Source organism: Thalassotalea coralli (assembly GCF_055786205.1).
The window spans coordinates 1-20924 of the sequence record NZ_JBVVBK010000008.1 but is presented as its reverse complement, the minus strand read 5'-3'; the positions used below and the strand labels follow the sequence as shown (position 1 = coordinate 20924).

Here is a 20924-nt window from a genome sequence, read left to right as displayed (position 1 = left end):
CTATCCGTTGGATAAATCCAATCAAAACAATAATTCAGAGGAAAGTGTTATGAACTCTAAATGGGTTTCACTATCTGCTGTATCTTCTTTCATGCTTAGCTCTGCAGCACTTGCAGATGTAGTTCCTAGCGTGCAAAAGACCAGTAGTTGGTACACAAATGGTCAAGCGTCAGTTGTCGCTAAAACACAACTTACCCCAAGTACTAAAGCAAAAAACGTTATTCTATTTGTAGGCGATGGTATGGGCGTTTCTACGCTAACTGCTGCTCGTATATTAGAAGGACAAATGAATGGTAATTCTGGTGAAGAGGGCTATTTAAGCTTTGAAACATTCCCTTATTCAGCGCAAGTAAAGACGTACAATGTTGATGCTCAAACACCTGACTCAGCCGGTACTATGACAGCCATGATGTCAGGCGTGAAAACAGATGTTGGCGTTATTGGCGTTAACGAGAAAATCGAACGTGGTGATTGTTCGACTGTTGAAGGCAATGAGTTAGTAACTGCACTAGAAATTGCTGAAATTAAAGGCCTATCAACGGGTGTGGTTTCTTCAGCACGCATTACCCATGCAACACCTGCTGCGACCTATGCTAAATCGGCTGATCGTAACTGGGAAGATGTATCAGATATGCCTGAAGAAGCCGTTACGCAAGGTTGTGAAGATATCGCCTCGCAATTAGTTAATTTTGAAAAGAATTTAGAATCGCGTTTCCCTGGCGTGGATGTTGATGGTATCGAAGTTGCTTTCGGCGGCGGTCGTCGTCACTTCTTACCAAAAGACGACATGTACAATTCGGCAGATGCTGCTAGCAGCGTTGAAGGTGATCGTACGGATGGCCGTGACTTAACGGCTGAGTGGCAAGCACAGTATCCAAATGGCAAATATGTCATGGATCAAGCTGGCTTTGATGCCATTGATGCAAGTCAAACAGAACGCGTATTTGGTTTATTCAATGAATCTCACATGCAATATGAAGCCGATCGCGCAAACGATATTGCTGGAGAGCCGTCTCTTAGTGAGTTAACAGGTAAAGCGATTGATGTTTTAGACAACAATGATAAAGGTTACTTGTTAGTGGTTGAATCTGGTCGTATTGACCACGGTCACCACGCAGGTAGTGCATACAACGCGTTAACTGACACTATCGAATTTGCAAAAGCGGTAAAAGCGGCTTATGACGCAACAAACCCAGAAGAAACACTGATTCTTGTAACAGCTGACCATAGTCACGTTTTCACCATTGCTGGTTATCCTAAGCGTGGTAACCCAATTTTAGGTAAGGTCGTTGGTGTTGGTAAAACTGAACCTGAAATGGCGTCAGATGGCATGCCTTATACAACATTAGGCTATACAAACGGTCGTGGTTATAGAGATTTAGGTGACGAAACGAATGCTGATGCAACTTACGACTTAGATGCAGTAGCGGGTCGCCAAGATTTAACGCAAGTAAATACGGAAATGTCAGGTTTCCACCAAGAGACGATGATCCCAAAAAGTTCTGAAACTCATGCCGGTGAAGATATTTCACTACATGCAACAGGCCCTGGCTCACATTTAGCACAAGGTGTTATTGAGCAAAGTGTCGTTTTCCACATTATCAACAAATCACTTGGCCTAATTGCTAACTAGTAGGAGAGAACAATGAAAGCGTTAAAATATTTGTCGTTAAGCATACTAGTCGCATTAGCCGGTTGTGATGGTGACGACGGTAAAAACGGCACTAATGGTGCGAATGGCACCAATGGTACCGACGGAACAAACGGTTTAAACAGTTTAGTTGCACAAACCTTTCTACCGGTAGGTAATGAAAACTGCTTGAATTCTGGTGTTCAGATTGATTCTGGTATTGATGACAACAGTGATGGCGTACTAGAAGCGGCAGAAGTCGACTCTACTCAATACGTTTGTTCACCAACATTAACCGACGCATCAGGTGGTAGTGCTGATAACACAGTAAACAACCCTTGGTTTGCTCAAGGTGAAGCGCAGATGGCAACGGCGGTTGCTAACAGCAACAGCTTAGTTAACGAAGTGGGTAAAGCGAAAAACGTTATCCTATTTGTTGGTGACGGTTTAGGTATTTCTACTGTGACTGCGGCGCGTATTCTTGCGGGTCAGAAAATGGGTAAAATGGGTGAAGAGCATCAATTAAGCTTCGATAAATTCCCATTCTCAGGCTTTGTTAAAACTTACAATGTTGATGCGCAAACACCTGATTCAGCAGGAACTATGACTGCCATGATGTCTGGTGTGAAAACTGACATGGGTGTAATTGGTTTAGCTGAGACAGTTGAACGTGGTGACTGTGCTTCTGCAACTGGCCAACAATTAGTAACGGCTTTAGAGCTTGCAGAAATTGCCGGTAAATCTACTGGTGTAATCTCAACAGCGCGTATTACTCATGCGACACCAGCAGCTACTTATGCAAAATCTCCTGAGCGAGGCTGGGAAGACGTATCTGATATGCCTGCTGAACAAGTGACTGCGGGTTGTGAAGATATCGCGTCTCAACTGATTAACTTTGAAGCCAATTTAGAAGCGCGTTATGCTGGCTTAGACGTTGACGGTATTGAAGTCGCGTTAGGCGGTGGTCGTCGTCATTTCTTACCGAAAGATGCCGCTTTTAACAGTGCCGATGCTTCAAGCTCAGTTGAAGGTGACCGTACAGACGGTCGCGATTTAACGGCAGAGTGGAAAGCGCAATACCCTGCTGGCCAATACGTGATAGATCGCGATAGCTTCAACGCTATTAATGCCGATGCTACAGAGCGTGTGCTTGGCTTGTTCAATGAGTCACACATGCATTATGAAGCTGATCGCCACAACGACTTAGCGGGTGAGCCTAGCTTGAGTGAAATGACAGATAAAGCTATTGATGTATTAGATAACAACAGCAAAGGCTTTTTCTTGATGGTGGAATCGGGTCGAATTGACCACGGTCATCACGCAGGTAATGCTTATAACGCGTTAGAAGATACTATTGAGTTTGCAAAAGCGGTTCAAGCTGCGGTTGATTCAACTGACCCTGATGAAACATTAATTATCGTTACAGCAGATCACAGCCACGTGTTTACTATTGCGGGCTATCCAAAACGTGGTAATCCAATCTTAGGTAAAGTGGTTGGTGTTGGCAGTGAAGAGCCGTCACTAGCATCTGATGGTATGCCGTACACGACCCTTGGTTACACGAATGGTCGCGGCTTTAAAAATCTAGGTGAAGAAACTGATGCAGATGCAGGTTACAGTCATGACATTGTTTCTGAGCGTCAGGACTTAACCGATGTTGATACTACCTCTCCTGGCTTCCACCAAGAAGCATTAGTACCAAAGAGCTCGGAAACCCATGCAGGTGAAGATGTTGGTGTTTATGCCATGGGCCCAGGTGCTCACTTAGTGACAGGAACTAATGAACAAAGCTTGATTTATCATGTGATGATTCATGCATCTGATTTAGTGACTAAAGCAGAAGCTGTTGTTGATTAACAGAAAGTAAACAGTAATAACCTCATTGGGTTAAATAAAACTGTAATTAAAGGTTGGTATAAGTATTTCAACAACTTATATCAACCTTTTTTATTACTTATGGTTAAGTTAACTCTATTATTTATAACAATGAATATGATGCTGGTGAACGCAGCATCAGCAACCCCTCAATCGTGTGACAAGCAAGCAGATATGTTATTAGCGAGCTATCAAACTAAGCAGTTAGACCAACATGGTAGAACGCTTACCAATAAACTCAACTTGTATCGCTTACAAAACGAGGTTGGCCACTTTTATCCTAACCAAAACTATGGCGATTGGTGGAGTAAAACCCCGAATGAACAATTATTGCTGACGCGCTATTTTCCTGAGTACCATCGCTCTATTGAATATCAGCCAACAGAAATTGGTGTCAAAAAGAAACGCAGTAACGCAGTGTGGCAGAAAAAATGGCAACTGATTTCAACCAAACTATTGTCGAAAATGACGGTATCAAGTGTCGAAGGCGAAGGTTGTCATCAAATTGAACTGCTTACCTACAAAGATAAAGGTAAGAAGTACAAAGCACGTTGGTATACCAAATTACAGTTGCTAGAAAGGTTTGAAATTTACAAAGGTAGCCAATTACAAACAAGCTGGCGCTTAAAAGACTTAAATACTGATACCGAATTTGTGCGCAGATATGCTAAAAACATCTCGGCTTATCAATCGACTGATTATGCGGACATAGGTGATATGGAATCAGATCCATTTTTATCGAAAATGATTAATCAAGGATTCTCTCCAGAGTCCAATTCTCACCAAGGTCATCATCACTAATTTCTTGTATTCTGATCGGAGCAGTTTAGAAAAATAGTGTTAGCAGTCGCTTCCTGTTAACACTACTTCCTCTACGCCTAATTGTCTAAATCACCCTATAGTTCTATAGAAATTAGTATCTTACTTTTAATTTTGTAAAACTGTTCTACACTATTTTTACGCTCGTATATCGTACATTTAGGTAAATAAAAACTTACGTTCGTGATACTGATGTTACAATTGAAAGTAATTCTCATTTGTATCACGTTTTATTTTCATGCTAATATTTGCGCCAATAACAAAGTGGTTACTTTCAGAATTTAAAAACTCTAAGAAAAAAGGTTTACTATGAAACACAATAAAAGCGCTGTAGCTATAGCTTTATCAGCTGTTTTTGCTTTATCAGCATGTGGTGGAAGCTCAAGTTCTTCTTCAACGCCAACGCCAACACCAGAACCAACTAACTCCGCACCAACAGACATCACCTTGTCTAATAGCTCTGTAAATGAAAATGAAGCTGGTGCAACAATTGGTCAGTTAACTGCAACTGATGCTGATTCAGGCGATACTTTTACTTTCACTGTGGAAGGTGACATGTTCGTTGTAGATGGTGCTGAGCTTAAACTAGCAGCAGAAACTCAAGTAAACTATGAAGTAGCTACTTCTCATACAGTAAACGTAACAGTGACTGATAATGACGGTGCTACTTTTACTAAAGAGCTAACTATCGACGTTACTGATATGTTAGACACTTACACATTTACCAGTAAATTTACTGACGGCTCAACTGTTTCTTATAGCGGACAGGTAGCACGCCACGCGTTAATTAACGAATTAAACTATTACATTGGAACGACTCTGAAGACTGAAGTGTTAGACGGTACTATTGCTTCTCGTGATCAAGTTATTGATAAGCTAAATAGATACTTCCGCACAACAGAAGAGCAGTATGATAACTTCGAACTGAAATCTTTTGGCGACAATGCAGTACAGAAGTTTATGACAGACATCTCGGGCAGTGTTAAACGTCTTGGCGGTTCTGGTGGTAAAATTGCAGGTCGCGATGAAAAAGGCCAACACAAAGACTGGGGTCACTCAGAACAGCCTGGTACTGGTTTTGTTGGCTGGGGCAACTTAGCTGGATTTACACCTGAAGATTTAGTTGACATGTTCTTTGGGCAATTAGCAGATAACGTTGATTATTATCTTAACGTTGGTGACAACCGTATTTCTGACAGCGGTGAAACAATCACTGAGTTTTACTTAAACACTGACGGTACAGACTTAAAACAACTTATCCAAAAATTCTTGTTAATGTCTGTCGCTTACTCTCAATCAACAGATGATTACTTTGGTAGCGAAACAGTTGATGTTCATGGTAACGATTTAACGACTGATGAAAACTGTGACGGCGGTAAAGGTTTACAAACGTGTAATGAAAAAGCTGTAACTGATAAAGCTTACTCAAACTTAGAGCATCAGTTTGACGAAGGTTTTGGTTACTTTGGTGCTGCACGTGATTACTTAGAGTACACAGATAATGAAATTGCTGGCAAAGTTGAAGCTGACGGTAGCAATGGTCGTGTTGACTGGAATGGCAAGCATGACACAAATGGCGACGGTATGATCGACCTATTGTCTGAGTACAACTTTGGTAACTCTGTCAACGCAGCTAAGCGTGACCGTAAAGCGGTTGTTGCAACAGACTACACTAATGACGCAATGACAGCATTGATTGCTGGTCGCAACCTAGTAAATGCAAACGCGGGTTCTTCATTAACTGAAGAGCAAAAAACAGAGTTGTTTGGCTACCGTGACCAAGCAGTACGTGCTTGGGAGAATGGTGTTGCAGCGACGGTTGTACATTACATCAATGATAGCCATGCAGATTTAGAAGATCTAAGAGCCGGCTCTGCAGATTACAGTTACTCAGACCTTGCTAAGCACTGGTCAGAGTTAAAAGGTTTTGCATTAGGTTTACAATTTAACCCTTACTCGCCGTTATCAGATGAAGACTTTGCTACGTTCCATGAGCTAGTAGGTCAACGTCCGGTAATGGATGCCGATGGCATTGCTGATTATCAAGCTAAGTTAATTCAAGCACGAGATATTCTTGAAGCTGCATATGAATTTAATGCAGAAAATGTAGCTAACTGGTAATATTTGAAAAAACAAATATTTAGGCTATAAAAAAGCTTGGTAGTTTACTACCAAGCTTTTGCTATTTTAAATAAACAATAAAACAAGGTCATTCATGTCTACTCAGTTTTCAAAAAGCTCACTTGCAACGGGTATTGCGTTAGCGTTGCTTTTGAGTGCTTGCGGAGAAAGCTCTAGCAGTTCCGCAGGTGAAGATTACGGCACTCCACCTCCTGTTGATACAAGCTTTGATGAAAGCAAAATGGTGGAAAATATTGTCGATAACGTTATCACACCAACCTTTACTGAGTTTGCCACTCAATCGCAGGTACAAGCCAACATGGTGTCTAGCTATTGCCAAATGGAACAGGATTATGCGGATGGAAACGCTGAGTTGGACCAAGTTAATACCAGTAAAACAAATGCACGTGACGCTTGGCACACAGCTATGGCAGTGTGGCAAAAAGCTGAGATGATGCAACTAGGCCCGTTACTGGCAAATGACAGCTTACTTAGAAACAATATCTATTCTTGGCCGAACGTTAATACCTGTGCAGTAGATTATGATGTTACTTTCTTCAAGGCAGGTGAAGTTAATGGCGCGCCATACGATATTACAAAGAGAACTTCATCTCGCAAAGGTTTAGCTGCTCTTGAATACTTATTGTTTAATGATGATTTAGCCGATAGCTGTGAGTCTGGCTCTCCCGATAACTGGAATAATCAAACAGAAACGTATCGTAAAATAGCGCGATGTGAATTTGCTAGTGTGGTGGCTTCAGATATTAACAATAGCGCAAATCAACTAGTAACTAGTTGGGCTGCAAACGACGGTTACGCAAATGAACTTAAAACGGCTGGTACAGCCACAAGCTCTATTGCAACTGCGCATGACGCTGTTAATCGCATCAGTGATGCGATGTTTTATCTAGATACCATAACTAAAGATGGTAAATTAGCTAAACCTTTAGGGTTAGTGTTAAACGATTGTGGTGGCGCACCTTGCCCAGAGTCAGTAGAGTCTCTTCACGCCAATGCTTCAATTGAGCACATCACTAACAACCTTCGTGGATTTGAGCAGATATTAACTGGCGGAGAAGGCTTAGGCTTTGTTGATTTTCTTATCGAATCAAACGCACAAGACCTAGCAGAGCAAATGGTTGCCGATGTTGCTAACGCGATTACTGATGCTGAAGGCTATACCACAACGTTAGCAGAAACATTAGCGCTTGATTCGGCGAAAGTTGAACAAACGCATGCGGAAGTGAAAAAAGTAACAGATCAATTAAAAACGGACTTTATTAATTCCTTGGCCTTGGAGCTGCCAAAGACTTCAGCAGGGGATAACGACTAATGATGAAGCCATTTACTAAAACATTATTGGCGTTAACCTTATCGGGATTATACGCAACGGCTTATGCAAACGATAACGCTGACAATACAGATGACACGGCTGTTAAAGATTATTATGAGCGTATCCAGATTCTTGGTCACGACGATAAATTAAGAACTGAATCAGGCTCAGCCACGTTAATTTCAGAGCAAGACTTAGAAAAATTTAAGTTTGACGACATTAACCGAGTGCTATACAGCGTACCTGGTGTCAATATTCGAGAGGAAGACGGCTTTGGCCTTCGTCCTAACATCGGCTTTCGTGGTGCTACACCTGAGCGCAGTAAGAAAATTACTGTGATGGAAGATGGGGTGCTAATTGGTCCTGCGCCATATTCAGCGCCTGCAGCATATTACTTCCCGATGATGAATAAAATGACGGCATTGGAAGTATTTAAAGGGCCTGCTGCCATTAAATATGGCCCGAATACTGTCGCTGGCGCCTTAAATATGACGACTCGTCATATTCCAGAAGGCTCAGAAGGGGCAATTGATGTTGCAGTAGGTACTGATGGCTACTTAAAAACCAAAGCCCACTACGGCAACAAAAATGGTGATTTTGGCTATTTAATCGAAGGTGTACATCTGCAATCGGATGGCTTTAAAGAGCTTGATGGTGGTGGAGACACAGGCTTTGATAAAAACGATATCATGGTGAAGTTAAATTATGACTTATCTAATGATCAATATAGCCAAATTGTTGAATTAAAGTTTGCTTACGCTGATGAATTGTCAGATGAAACCTACCTTGGTTTAACTGATGAAGATTTTGGCAGTCAGCCAAATCGACGTTATGCGGCCAGTCAATTAGATAAAATGGATTGGGAACATCAGCAAATACTGTTCACTCACTTTATTGGTACTGATAATTTTGATGTGACAACACGCCTTTACCGCAACGATTTTAAACGTTCATGGTTCAAAATAAACGGCTTTAAAGGTGGCCTAGTAAACGTTGATATTCAAGACATATTGGCCAACCCAACGGATGAGATTAATCAGGGCTTTTACCAAATTTTAACGGGTAATGCTGACACCACGGAAGAGTACGAGAAAATCATCCTTGGTGATAACTATCGTGAATACTACAGCCAAGGCGTTCAGTCTGAACTTTATTATGACTATGAATTAGCGGGTTTAAAGCACGAACTAAATGTTGGTTTTAGATATCACCAAGACCAAATTAAACGTCGCCATACTGAAGACGCGTTTTTAATGCAGTCGGCGAATCTAGTGTCTGATGGCAGTGATACTGTTGCAACAACGACAAACCTTGAAGAAACTGATGCTGTGTCGGTATTTATTAAAGACACTGTGTTTTGGGAACAATGGGAATTCACAGTAGGTATCCGCGGTGAATACTTTGACTCTTATTATCAAAACCAAGCACCAGGCAAAGAAGGTGATTGGCTGAAGAAAGACACTAAGATTTGGTTACCAAGTATCAGTGCTTTCTATGCAATGTCTGATTATGCTGGTTTTTTCTTTGGTGTTCATGAAGGCTTTATTCCTACAAGCCCGAAAGAAGATCCATCAGTAAATATAGAAAACAGCATTAACTATGAATTTGGTGGTCGATACTTTAAAGATAACACACAAGTAGAGGCAGTCGTTTTCTTTAACGATATCGAAAACTTAAAAGAAAGCTGTTCATTTTCAGCAGCGGCTGCATGTGGCGATAATTTAGATGCTGAGTTTAACAGTGGCGAGGCAAGTGTCCTTGGCCTTGAGTTAACTGTTGGCCATACCTTTGTCGGTAATAAGCATTTTGATATTCCTGTCTCGTTTGTTTACACCTACACGGATGCGGAGTTTGATACGGCGTTTTCTTCTGATTTCCCTATGTGGGGTGCGATTGAAGCGGGTGACCCTTTGCCTTACTTGCCGGAGAATCAATTAACGTTAAGTATTGGCTTAGCAGGTAATAACTGGGATATTAACTTAGTTAGTCGCTATATTGATGAAATGGCAGAAGCGTCAGGTGATGGTGTCTTGCTATCAGGCGTAACTACTGAAGCTTATAGTATCGTTGATTTATCTGCGAGTTATGAGTTAGGCGATATGGGCACTATTTACTTGAAAGTCGACAACCTTACCGATGATCAAGAAATTATTAGTCGTCGTCCTTATGGCGCAAGACCAAGTAAACCACAACAAGCCTTTGTTGGTTATCAGTACTCCTTCTAGTACTATATAGCTAATCTGAGTAGCTTAGTCGAACGTATCTTTAGCACGAGTAGAGCGCTTTTGATATGTGGTTAAGTTACTCGATTGGTTTATTTTCTTTTTAAGGTGGCTAAGTGTTTGAATTTTTATCGCTAAATATTGAGCAGTTAGCCCTCTATCTAATAGATGCCAATAAACGCATATATTGGCTATATCTCGCTTCCGCAGTATTTTTAGCTATTCCAGTATATTTGAAAGTAGCTAGCGAGAAAAAAACAGCAAAGTCGTTATTCGGTTTCGTGTCCTATCTAGTGCCAAGACGCATTTACCTTTCTAAATCAGCACAGCATGACTATTGGCTATTCCTTCTAAATAAACTGATTAAAGCCAGTTTATTTCCCGCGATTATTTTAACCATGGCGCCCATAGCACTTGGTGTAACTGGTGGTATTGAAGTGCTATTTGGAACGATTGAGCACTTGCAATGGTCCAGCGCTACGATAGTTGCCATATTTACTTTACTGCTTTTTGTTTTTGACGACCTTACTCGATTTCTATTGCATCTGGCGTTACATAAAATTCCGGTATTGTGGGAATTTCATAAAGTACATCACTCTGCCAAAGTATTAACGCCAATGACCATTTATCGTTCTCATCCGGTAGAGAGTTATTTATATGCCTGTCGAATGGCGCTGACCCAAGGGTTTGTCGTTGGTCTGTGTTATTACTTTTTTGGTCCAACGTTAAAAATGTACGATATTGTTGGCGCAAATATGTTTGTGTTCTTATTTAACTTTATGGGTTCAAATCTGCGTCACAGTCACATTTGGCTGTCTTGGGGTGATAAAGTCGAAAACTGGTTTATTAGTCCCGCGCAACATCAAGTGCATCATAGTGATCAGCCTAAATGGTTTGATGTTAATTTAGGCTCGGCATTGGCTATTTGGGATCGTATGGCTGGAACATTAGTCAAAGCCTCTGATGTTAAAAACTTATCCATAGGTATCGGAAAAGACTATGCCAAACATGATACTTTGCTGGGTATTTATTGGAGTCCGTTCGCCGGTGCAAGTAAGTTAATTTTAAAGGCTTTTCGTGGCAAGCAAAAAGCTGAAACAGTTGATAAATCTTAATCAAATCAAGCAAAGAAAAATTTAAATAAAAATAATTCTCATTTGTGTTGACAATGAAAAGTATGCCTACTAGTATATAACTCGTTGGTGACACACCCTTATACTTAACATACACCATAGCCAGTATGTTGAGTTGTTACCAGCGGTTCATTAAAGCCTTAATTTAGTTTTGCCCTAAACGTAGGATTAAGTGTTTTGATGGTTTTGGTATCCAAAGTTATTTGGTACTACTTTTCCGGGAGTACGTGTGTGAATGTTGCTCTGTTTACACAAACGTATTGTTAGCCTTACCTCTTTGAGGTAAGGCTTTTTTTTTACTCTCCGCAAACCAATTCTTTTGATGTTACGGTGCTCAAGGTAAGAGCAGAGTTGTGGGGGAGTGACATATATCCTGCCAAGAAATAGATAACTTTTTGTCCTTGCTCCGCCAGCTCAATGGCGTGTTGATAATTAATTGTGATGTCCGAATCGATATCTTGCGGGTATTTATCTGCGTCCCTACGAGCATATTCAATAAAGCGTTCGTTAACTTGTTTATCGTAGAATACTGCGTCAGCAAACTGCAGTTCGCGATGTGCCGCTAACGTTAGCATATCAGGGTCGCCGTGCTTGGTATGAATAAAGGTGATACCGCCTCTATTTTCCGTCATCCCTTGTTTTAACGAATTAATGAATCTTTGCTCTGCAATTGTAGAGTTGCCACTGATTAACTGATCACCAATTTCGCCACGAAGAATAGATTCCCAAAAAAAGCGTCGGTTTTTAACACCTTTAATTTTAGCTTTAACATGATCTCTAAATTTAAAACAGAAATTTGCTAGCTTGCCATAGCCTTCCGGCAATGATTTTTCGATTTGCTCGCGCAGCATTCGTAATAGTATTGGTGCTTTGCCAGAACTAGACATGGCAATAAGCATTGGATCTCTATCGATAATTGCTGGCGTAATATAGCCACATAACTCTGGTTGATCGACGACATTGACCAAAATCTTCAAACGATCTGCTTCTTGTGCTACTTGTGTATTCACATCTTCATCATCAGTAGCTGCAATGACTAGGTTTATATTATCAAGATGACCGGGCAAGTAGTTGTGGCTAAGCCAGACAAGTTGGTTTTCTTTTATTAATCGCTTAACAGAAGGGCTTAAATCTTTAGACATTACCGAAATTGCCTTTGTGGATTTTAGAAGAAGTTCTATTTTGCGTGCGGCTACGTCTCCGCCACCCACTATCATTGCATTAATTCGATTCGCTGTTAAAAAGATCGGGAAATATTGCATGAATGCATCATTAATCTAGCTGCCATTTAGCGAGAATTGTAGCATAGCGACCATCTTGTTTAATCTTTTTCAGCGCGCTTTTTGCTTTTTCTACCAGCTGCTTATCCGTGTTTGGACTTGCGGCTAGGTATAATACAGAAGCGAAGTCTTTTACCTCATATAAAAGCGCTATGTTGTCGGCATCCAAACCTGCTTTCTCTACTTGTGGTCGCCAAATCGTGTTGTTTGTAAAGGTGATATCAGTATTTTTGTTAAATAGGTTAGCCCACATCCCGCTATAAGATTGGCTAATATATAAGTGTTGAGGCTCAGAAAAGCCTTTTGCTTTGAGGTAGGTTTCTGCTTGAGAATCTCGAATAACACCAATTTTATAGCCTTGAGCGTCTACAAGCGTGTCTACATTTACTTCTGTTCTATCTTTACGAGCTGCCAAAAAAGCACGAATGGTATATAGCTCACCCACCCACTGAAACAAGTTTTCACGGTTATCACTGCGAAGAATCGAAAAAATGAAGGTGTTCTTTTGTTGTTGTCCTAGTCTGTATGTTCTCGCCCAAGGGTAGACTTCAATATCGCTGTTAAATCCTGCTTCTTTTATTACTTCTTTAATAACGTCGATCATCGCACCAGTTGGCTCGGCATTATTGTGGCCTATTTGCAGCGGGGGAAGTGACTCGGTAACAAAGCGAACATCGGAAAATGCAAATGATGCAGAATGGATCAGGCAACTCATTAAAACGACAAAGGAAACAAATTGCTTAAACATTTTCTGCCCAAAAAATAAACTGTTGCTCTTATTATTGCCAAGTGTGCGAATAAATAGCAATGAATTTCGTATTATGGCGTTACTACCAGTCTACAGTTAACAATGAATAGTGGTAAACTATGGCTAATATTATTCGAACGAGTTTATTTATGCCTTGGTTACAGCTTAGATTACAAGCAAATGAAGAAACGGCTGAAAAATACAGTGATTGGTTAATGGCGAGCGGTGCGCAAGCGGTAACTTTCATCGATGCGAAAGACACACCTATTTACGAGCCTTTACCTGGTGATGAAGTTGTATATTGGGCCAATACTGTGGTTATGGGACTATACGAAACCAATCAAGATACTGACAAGGTGATCCAATACTTACAAAGTATTCACCCTGAAGGTAAGGAAATGAAATATAAGCTCGAGCAATTGGAAGATAAAGATTGGGAGCGCGAGTGGATGGATAATTTCCATCCGATGAAGTTCGGTGAACGTTTGTGGATTTGCCCTAGTTGGCGAGAAGTGCCAGAACCAGAAGCAGTGAACGTCATGTTAGATCCTGGTTTAGCGTTTGGTACGGGTACTCACCCAACAACGGCTTTATGCTTAACGTGGTTGGATGGACTCGATTTAACCGACAAAGTTGTCGTGGATTTTGGCTGTGGCTCAGGCATTTTATCGCTAGCCGCATTAAAGCTTGGAGCGAAAAAGGTCATTGGTATCGATATCGATCCACAAGCACTGCAAGCAAGTAAAGACAATGCAGAAAGAAATGGTGTTGCAGACCGTTTGGAGCTTTTCCTTCCTAAAGATCAGCCTGAGCTAAAAGCAGATGTTGTTGTGGCCAATATTCTAGCCGGCCCATTACGTGAATTAGCACCGGGTATAACCTCATTTTTAGGTGATTCAGCATTACTTGCATTATCAGGTGTGTTGGAAGATCAAGCCCAAGAGTTGCAAACTCTTTACGGTAAGTGGTGCCAAATGGACGATTATGTGGTGCAAGAGGAATGGGTCAGACTATCGGGCCAAAAAAGATAGTTGTGCTTTGGCTAAGTACATCACCAGAATTTTATTAGAAGAATTTGTTATATAAATATGCTTCTACCCCTTAACCGGGCAGGGTTTGAACAAACAAGCCCGGTTATCAAAATCCTTTAATTCCCCCTGCTTTTTGTAAATTTTTTGTTCAAAAAGTGCACACATCAATAGTTTGCAAAAAGTCAATATAAAAAACTTTAAAAAAAGATACATTTGTTCAATTTATATGCTTTTCAATCCTGAAAAAAACGCGTACACTTAGCGCCCTTTTTAGAGGTAGCTCAAAAAAACAGCAGCGTGAAGATAGGTTCCTACTCCTTAGATAGCAATACAATGTTAGCGCCAATGGCCGGAATTACTGACCAGCCAATGCGACAACTTTGTCGTCAAATGGGGGCAGGGCTTGCAGTTTCGGAAATGGTGTCTGCAAATCCAAAAGTATGGCATACCGACAAATCTAAGCGTCGCTTGATTCATAATGATGCGTCTGGCATTCGTTCCGTGCAAATAGCAGGTTCGGATCCTGAAGAAATGGCATTTGCTGCGAAAGTAAACGTAGAAAATGGCGCGCAAATTATCGATATCAATATGGGGTGCCCTGCTAAAAAAGTAAACAAAAAGCTAGCTGGCTCAGCGTTGTTGAAAGAACCTCCATTGGTGGAACAAATTGTAAAATCTGTTGTCAATGCAGTGGACGTTCCTGTGACGTTGAAAATTCGCACCGGTTGGTGTGAAAACAGTAGAAATGGTGTCGAGATTGCAAAGTTAGCGCAAGAACATGGCATTCAATCTCTTGCGGTACATGGTCGAACACGAAGCGACTTTTATAAAGGTAACGCAGAGTACGACACTATTAAGGCAATTAAAAAGGCTATAGATATTCCTGTTGTAGCCAATGGCGACATTACTTGTCCTGAAAAGGCAAGGGATGTGCTCGATTACACAGGGGCTGATGCCATTATGGTGGGACGAGGTGCTCAAGGCCGTCCATGGATTTTTAGAGAAATAAATCATTTCCTAGAAACCGGTCAATTGTTACCACCACCTTCATTGGAAGAAGTTCGCTCAATAGTTATTGAGCATATTACCGAGCTACATAAATTTTACGGTGATTTCACTGGCGTTAGATTCGCAAGAAAGCACCTGTCTTGGTATTTGCAATTGCTCGACCAAGATAAAGAATTTCGTTCTATATTTAATGCGCTGGAAACTTGCGATGAGCAAATCGACGCATTAGTTAGGTATTTTGATAATTTAAATTAAGAAAGAGTTAAAACAGTATGTTTGAACAAAATATTTCATCTCCATTTGTTACTGGAAATATCCAAACTCAAGCTGAAGCTTCACCATTACGCACTCAAGCTAAAATCGCTATCAGCAACTACTTATCTCAACTGAATGGTAACGACGTAGACGACATGTACGAATTAGTACTTTCAGAAATTGAAGCGCCTATGTTAGAAGAAGTGATGAAGTATACTCGCGGCAACCAAACACGCGCTGCAAACTTACTAGGCATTAACCGTGGTACTTTGCGCAAGAAGCTAAAGAAATACGGAATGAACTAATTAAGCGCAGGTAATCCTGCGACAAAAAAGCACCCTCGGGTGCTTTTTTACTTATAAGCGTAAGAAATTGACCAGCTAGTCAATAAATAAGCAAGACGGAATAATTGCCAAGGACAGTGTCAAAGGCCAGACAAGATTAACAGATAGACGTATCTAACTGACAAAGGTAACTGATATAAACATGGATACCCCACGCCCAATCAAACGTGCACTTTTAAGTGTTTCAGATAAAACCGGTATTGTAGAATTTGCTCGCAGCCTAGCCCAAAAAGGCGTTGATATTTTATCAACTGGCGGTACTGCAAAACTTTTAGCAGACAATGGCATTCAAGTAACAGAAGTGTCTGATCACACAGGTCACCCTGAAATTATGGATGGCCGTGTTAAAACTCTTCACCCTAAAATCCACGGTGGCATCTTGGCTCGTCGCGGTACTGATGAAGATGTTATGAGCGAAAACAATATTGCTGCAATCGATATGGTAGTGGTAAATCTTTATCCGTTTGCTAACACAGTAGCAAATGACGGTTGTACGTTAGAAGACGCAATCGAAAATATCGATATCGGTGGCCCAACAATGGTTCGCGCTGCGGCGAAGAACCACAAAGACGTAACTATTATTGTGAATGCTTCAGATTACCAACGTGTTTTAGCGGAAATGGAATCAAACGAAGGTTCATTAACGTACAAAACTCGCTTTGATTTAGCTATTGCTGCATACGAGCACACAGCTTCTTACGATGGTATGATTGCTAACTACTTCGGTCAAATGCTTTCAGCACATGGTGCTGAAGAGCAAGAAGTAAACTTCGAACAGAAGAATCAATTCCCACGTACATTCAATAGCCAATTCATTAAAAAGCAAGACTTACGTTACGGTGAAAACTCTCATCAACAAGCTGCTTTCTATGTTGAAGCAAATCCTGAAGAAGCTTCAGTGTCAACGGCAACTCAGTTACAAGGCAAGGCGCTTTCGTACAACAATATTGCTGATACAGATGCAGCACTTGAGTGTGTGAAAGAATTTGATGAGCCAGCTTGTGTTATCGTTAAGCATGCAAACCCATGTGGTGTTGCTATTGCAGACAACATTCTAAATGCATACGACAGTGCGTTTAAAACTGACCCTACTTCTGCATTTGGTGGCATTATTGCGTTTAACCGCGAATTAGATGCAGACACTGCTGAAGCAATTGTTTCTCGTCAATTCGTTGAAGTTATTATTGCGCCTTCTGTCAGTGAAGCCGCTGCTCAAATCGTTTCAGCAAAACCAAATGTACGCCTTTTAGAGTGTGGTCAATGGGATACTGAAACAACAGGTCTAGACTTTAAACGCGTAAACGGCGGCTTATTATTGCAAGACCGCGATCAAGGCAAAGTGACAGACGAAGATCTTAAAGTTGTAACTAAGCGTCAACCTTCAGAAGAAGAAATGCGTGACCTTAAGTTCTGTTGGAAAGTGGCTAAGTTTGTTAAATCAAATGCCATTGTTTATGTTAAAAACAACATGACTATTGGTGTTGGTGCAGGTCAAATGAGCCGTGTTTATTCTGCTAAAGTTGCAGGTATTAAAGCGGCTGATGAAAATCTAGAAGTTAAAGGTTCTGTAATGGCTTCAGACGCATTCTTCCCATTCCGTGATGGCATTGATGCAGCAGCAGAAGCTGGTATTACTGCTGTTATTCAACCTGGCGGTTCAATGCGTGACGAAGAAGTTATCGCAGCAGCTGACGAACATGGTATGGCGATGGTATTTACTGGCATGCGCCACTTCCGTCACTAAGCACTATTAGTGCTCAACTAAACGCTAGTCACTCTTTCTTTACGATACTAGCGTTTAGTTAAAAATTCTCTTACATAATTGAACTAAGTTGGCGCTGTTCTCGTTCTAATTATCTGTTATAACTATCAACAATCTAACTTAACCTTTATGGAAGAATATATGAATACAATAAAAAGAAGTGTTCTCACCTTAGCTGTAGCAGGTAGCTTACTTGGTCTCGCAGCGTGTAATTCTACTGAAGCTGAAAGCAAAGAAGCATTGGCTAAAAGCCCTGCGCTTACTCAAGCAATTGCTGGTGATCACCGTAGTGACAAGAACAAATCTCGCGATATTTACCGTAACCCAGCAGAAACGCTAGCTTTCTTCGGTTTCAAGCCAAACATGACGGTTGTAGAAATTACTCCAGGTGGTGGTTGGTATACTGAGATTCTTGCACCTGCGTTAAAAGGCAACGGCAAGCTATACGGTGCACACTACCCAGATACAGGTGAAGACAATTACTACAGCCGCTCTCGTCGCGGTTTAGAGAAAAAACTAGCAAGTGACCCAGTATTTAGTGAAGTAGAATTAACCGATTTTACGCCTAAATCTACAAGCACATTAGCTCCAGCGGGTACTGCCGATCTAGTATTAACTTTCCGTAACCTTCACAACTGGGGTGAAGATGGCATGCAGCAAGTATTTAAAGATGCTTACACTGCACTGAAAAAAGGTGGAGTATTAGGTGTTGTTGAACACAGAATGCCTGAATCTCAATCTTGGGAAGAAAACAAACGCAGTGGTTACGTTCCTCAATCTTTAGCGGTAAAATATGCTGAAGCAGCAGGTTTTAAATTAGCAGCAACCAGTGAAGTTAACGCTAATGCTAAAGACACTGCAAGTCACCCTAAAGGTGTATGGACACTTCCACCACGTTTAGCGTTAGGCGAGCAAGATAAAGCTAAATATTTAGCGATTGGCGAAAGCGATCGCATGACATTAAAATTTGTTAAGTAAATAACCGCAGAAAGCGAAAGCTTTCTGCTTTTTATATTTTTTAGGATCAATTAAATGAAGGTATTAGTTATTGGTAGTGGTGGTCGCGAACATGCATTAGCATGGAAAGCGGCTCAAGCTGAACAAGTTTCAACAGTATATGTTGCACCTGGCAATGCGGGCACTGCAATTGAAGACAAACTAGAGAACGTTGATATTTCTGTAGGTGATTTATCGGCTTTAGTAGACTTCGCAAAAAGTAACGATATCGGTTTGACTATTGTTGGTCCTGAACAACCCCTTGTTGACGGTGTTGTCGATGCGTTTCAAGCGGAAGGTCTAAACATTTTTGGTCCTTCTGCGGCCGCGGCACAATTAGAAGGTTCGAAATCTTTCACTAAAGACTTTTTAGCTCGTCACAATATTCCAACAGCAGCCTATCAAAACTTTACTGAAATTGAGCCAGCACTTGCATACGTTCGTGAGCAGGGCGCACCAATTGTAGTTAAAGCTGATGGTTTAGCTGCTGGTAAAGGTGTAATCGTTGCGATGACACTTGAAGAAGCGGAAGATGCAATTAAAGATATGCTCGCTGGAAATGCTTTTGGCGACGCAGGTCATCGTGTTGTTATTGAAGAGTTCCTCGAAGGTGAAGAAGCGAGCTTTATTGTGATGGTGGATGGTAAAAACATTCTTCCTTTTGCGACAAGCCAAGATCACAAACGTGCGTATGATGGTGACAAAGGTCCAAATACTGGTGGCATGGGAGCATATTCTCCGGCACCTGTAGTTACACCAGACATTCATGATCGTATTATGAATGAAGTCATTATTCCTACCGTTGAAGGTATGGCAAAAGAAGATGCACCATATTCAGGGTTCTTATATGCAGGTTTAATGATTGCCGCTGATGGTACACCAAAGGTAATCGAATATAACTGTCGTTTTGGTGACCCTGAAACCCAGCCTATTATGATGCGCTTACAATCTAATCTAGTAGACTTGTGCTTAAGTGCATGTAAAGGCGAACTTGATCAGCAAACGATCGAATTCGATTCACGTGCAGCAGTGGGTGTTGTTCTTGCTGCAGCTGGTTACCCAGCAAGCTATCCAAAAGGTGATGTAATCTCTGGTTTAGATCAACCTGCTACTGAGAGCAGCAAAACATTCCATGCTGGTACTGCATTAAAAGATGGCAATGTGGTTACTGCTGGTGGTCGTGTACTGTGCGCAACCGCATTAGGTAACTCAGTGACTGAAGCACAAAAAGCTGCTTATGAATTAGTCTCTACTATTCGCTGGCAAGGTGTTGAATACCGCAATGACATCGCTTATCGCGCTATCGCGAGAGAGAGCTAGTTAATAACTTAATAGCTGATATTAAAAAAGGAGCCCGTTGGCTCCTTTTTTGTTTCTAGTGTTTGATGAGATTAATCGTCTTGCTTTTCAGGGCGTTCTTTTGCTTCCCTTACTTTTAATGTGCGTTGTTGAAATTCAGCATCGTTTAATTTGTTTACAGCATTGTCTGCATCTGCAGCCGCCATTTCAACAAAACCGAAACCTCGTCTTTTTCCAGTATGCTTGTCTTTCATTAACCTTACTGAATGAACACGGCCATGCTCTGAGAATAATGCACGTACCGCACCTTCGTTTGCTCTGTAAGGCAAGTTGCCAACGTAAAGCGTTTTGATATCGTCGTTTGAACCTTCAGAATCATTGTTACCTATAAATGTCATTGCTAAAGAAGAGACAAAAACAAATAAAGCGATGTACATTTCTGGCTGATCAGTTTTGCTTACGATGAAATAGGCTATTGTTGCAAACACTATAGCCAAAACTATTTGTATTACCTTCGGGAAATTCATGATTGATTACCTAATTATTATTTTTTGTAAAGACACTTTTATTCGCAAAGTGTAACTACATGTTACCGAGCTTTTACTAGAGTGCAATATTAATAACCCTTATTTTTGTATTAATAAGGTGATTCTTCCTACTTTTGATATTCAAATTAGACTGTAGCTCGTTTTTTAATGGGTTTTACGTCGAAAATTAGACTAAATGCTCGAAATCTAATCGAACGAACATTTTTTTGAAAAAAAGGGTTGATCCTTTTCAGAAGATCTCTACAATGCGCAACCACTTCTCAGGGACAACCTAGAAGTCAGTGAGATGAAGTGTTTTTACTAGGTTTTTAGCAAAAACATCCAACACAAAAAATTATTTAAAATTAAATAAAAAAAGTGTTGACATCAAAACTGAGATGCGTAAAATGCGCATCCGCTCTCAACGGTAGAGCACACGGGCAACACGAATGGGATGTTGTTCGAGATTCGAAAGAATCAGTTCTTTAACAATTAGTTATCATGCAATTTGTGTGGACATTCACAGTGATACGGTTTTACC

Annotated in this window: 16 protein-coding genes; 13 read left to right on the top strand and 3 right to left on the bottom strand. The window is 40.9% G+C overall.

Annotated features, from left to right (window positions below; translation table 11 throughout):
* Positions 1–91 precede the first annotated feature (91 nt).
* The 7 genes from ACOB80_RS18345 (at position 92) to ACOB80_RS18315 (ending at position 11115) form a co-directional block, all read left to right on the top strand.
* A complete protein-coding gene (locus ACOB80_RS18345; protein WP_473167469.1) occupies positions 92–1633 on the top strand; it encodes an alkaline phosphatase in 1542 nt (513 codons plus the stop codon).
* Between the two features lie 12 nt (positions 1634–1645).
* Positions 1646–3487 carry an alkaline phosphatase gene (locus tag ACOB80_RS18340; protein WP_473167322.1) on the top strand — a complete coding sequence of 614 codons (1842 nt, stop codon included), beginning with the start codon at positions 1646–1648 and terminating at the stop codon, positions 3485–3487.
* 135 nt (positions 3488–3622) lie between these two features.
* Positions 3623–4306 carry a hypothetical protein gene (locus ACOB80_RS18335; protein WP_473167321.1) on the top strand — a complete coding sequence of 228 codons (684 nt, stop codon included), beginning with the start codon at positions 3623–3625 and terminating at the stop codon, positions 4304–4306.
* A gap of 327 nt (positions 4307–4633) precedes the next feature.
* Positions 4634–6445 carry a DUF4856 domain-containing protein gene (locus tag ACOB80_RS18330; protein WP_473167320.1) on the top strand — a complete coding sequence of 604 codons (1812 nt, stop codon included), beginning with the start codon at positions 4634–4636 and terminating at the stop codon, positions 6443–6445.
* A gap of 94 nt (positions 6446–6539) precedes the next feature.
* Positions 6540–7778: an imelysin family protein gene (locus tag ACOB80_RS18325; RefSeq protein WP_473167319.1), complete on the top strand. Its 1239-nt coding sequence runs from the start codon at positions 6540–6542 to the stop codon at positions 7776–7778.
* Positions 7778–10003 carry a TonB-dependent receptor family protein gene (locus ACOB80_RS18320; RefSeq protein ID WP_473167318.1) on the top strand — a complete coding sequence of 742 codons (2226 nt, stop codon included), beginning with the start codon at positions 7778–7780 and terminating at the stop codon, positions 10001–10003. The genes ACOB80_RS18325 and ACOB80_RS18320 overlap by 1 nt, the downstream gene beginning before the upstream one ends.
* A gap of 113 nt (positions 10004–10116) precedes the next feature.
* Entirely contained in the window at positions 10117–11115 is a 999-nt protein-coding gene (locus ACOB80_RS18315) for a sterol desaturase family protein (protein WP_473167317.1), read from the top strand.
* 314 nt (positions 11116–11429) lie between these two features.
* Here ACOB80_RS18315 and ACOB80_RS18310 read toward each other — a convergent pair whose 3' ends face one another.
* Positions 11430–12395 (bottom strand): precorrin-2 dehydrogenase/sirohydrochlorin ferrochelatase family protein, encoded by a 966-nt coding sequence (locus ACOB80_RS18310; RefSeq protein WP_473167316.1) that lies wholly within the window; start codon positions 12393–12395, stop codon positions 11430–11432.
* 10 nt (positions 12396–12405) lie between these two features.
* Positions 12406–13161 (bottom strand): substrate-binding periplasmic protein, encoded by a 756-nt coding sequence (locus tag ACOB80_RS18305; RefSeq protein ID WP_473167315.1) that lies wholly within the window; start codon positions 13159–13161, stop codon positions 12406–12408.
* Between the two features lie 149 nt (positions 13162–13310).
* On the opposite strand from ACOB80_RS18305, the gene prmA reads away from it, so the two are divergent.
* The 6 genes from prmA (at position 13311) to purD (ending at position 19877) form a co-directional block, all read left to right on the top strand.
* The gene (gene prmA / locus ACOB80_RS18300) at positions 13311–14192 is read left to right on the top strand and encodes a 50S ribosomal protein L11 methyltransferase (protein ID WP_473167468.1); all 882 of its coding nucleotides are present in this window, start codon (positions 13311–13313) and stop codon (positions 14190–14192) included.
* Positions 14193–14489: 297 nt separating this feature from the next.
* Complete coding sequence (gene dusB, locus ACOB80_RS18295) at positions 14490–15455, top strand: tRNA dihydrouridine synthase DusB (RefSeq protein ID WP_473167314.1); 966 nt, start codon at positions 14490–14492, stop codon at positions 15453–15455.
* A gap of 17 nt (positions 15456–15472) precedes the next feature.
* Entirely contained in the window at positions 15473–15760 is a 288-nt protein-coding gene (gene fis / locus ACOB80_RS18290; protein ID WP_473167313.1) for a DNA-binding transcriptional regulator Fis, read from the top strand.
* Positions 15761–15941: 181 nt separating this feature from the next.
* Positions 15942–17543, top strand: coding sequence for a bifunctional phosphoribosylaminoimidazolecarboxamide formyltransferase/IMP cyclohydrolase (gene purH / locus ACOB80_RS18285; RefSeq protein ID WP_473167312.1), 1602 nt, complete (start codon positions 15942–15944; stop codon positions 17541–17543).
* 159 nt (positions 17544–17702) lie between these two features.
* Positions 17703–18539, top strand: coding sequence for a class I SAM-dependent methyltransferase (locus ACOB80_RS18280; protein WP_473167311.1), 837 nt, complete (start codon positions 17703–17705; stop codon positions 18537–18539).
* Between the two features lie 54 nt (positions 18540–18593).
* A complete protein-coding gene (gene purD / locus ACOB80_RS18275; RefSeq protein WP_473167310.1) occupies positions 18594–19877 on the top strand; it encodes a phosphoribosylamine--glycine ligase in 1284 nt (427 codons plus the stop codon).
* Between the two features lie 71 nt (positions 19878–19948).
* Here the strand turns inward: purD and ACOB80_RS18270 are convergent, their stop codons facing one another.
* Positions 19949–20353 (bottom strand): RNA recognition motif domain-containing protein, encoded by a 405-nt coding sequence (locus ACOB80_RS18270; protein ID WP_473167309.1) that lies wholly within the window; start codon positions 20351–20353, stop codon positions 19949–19951.
* Positions 20354–20924: the final 571 nt, after the last annotated feature.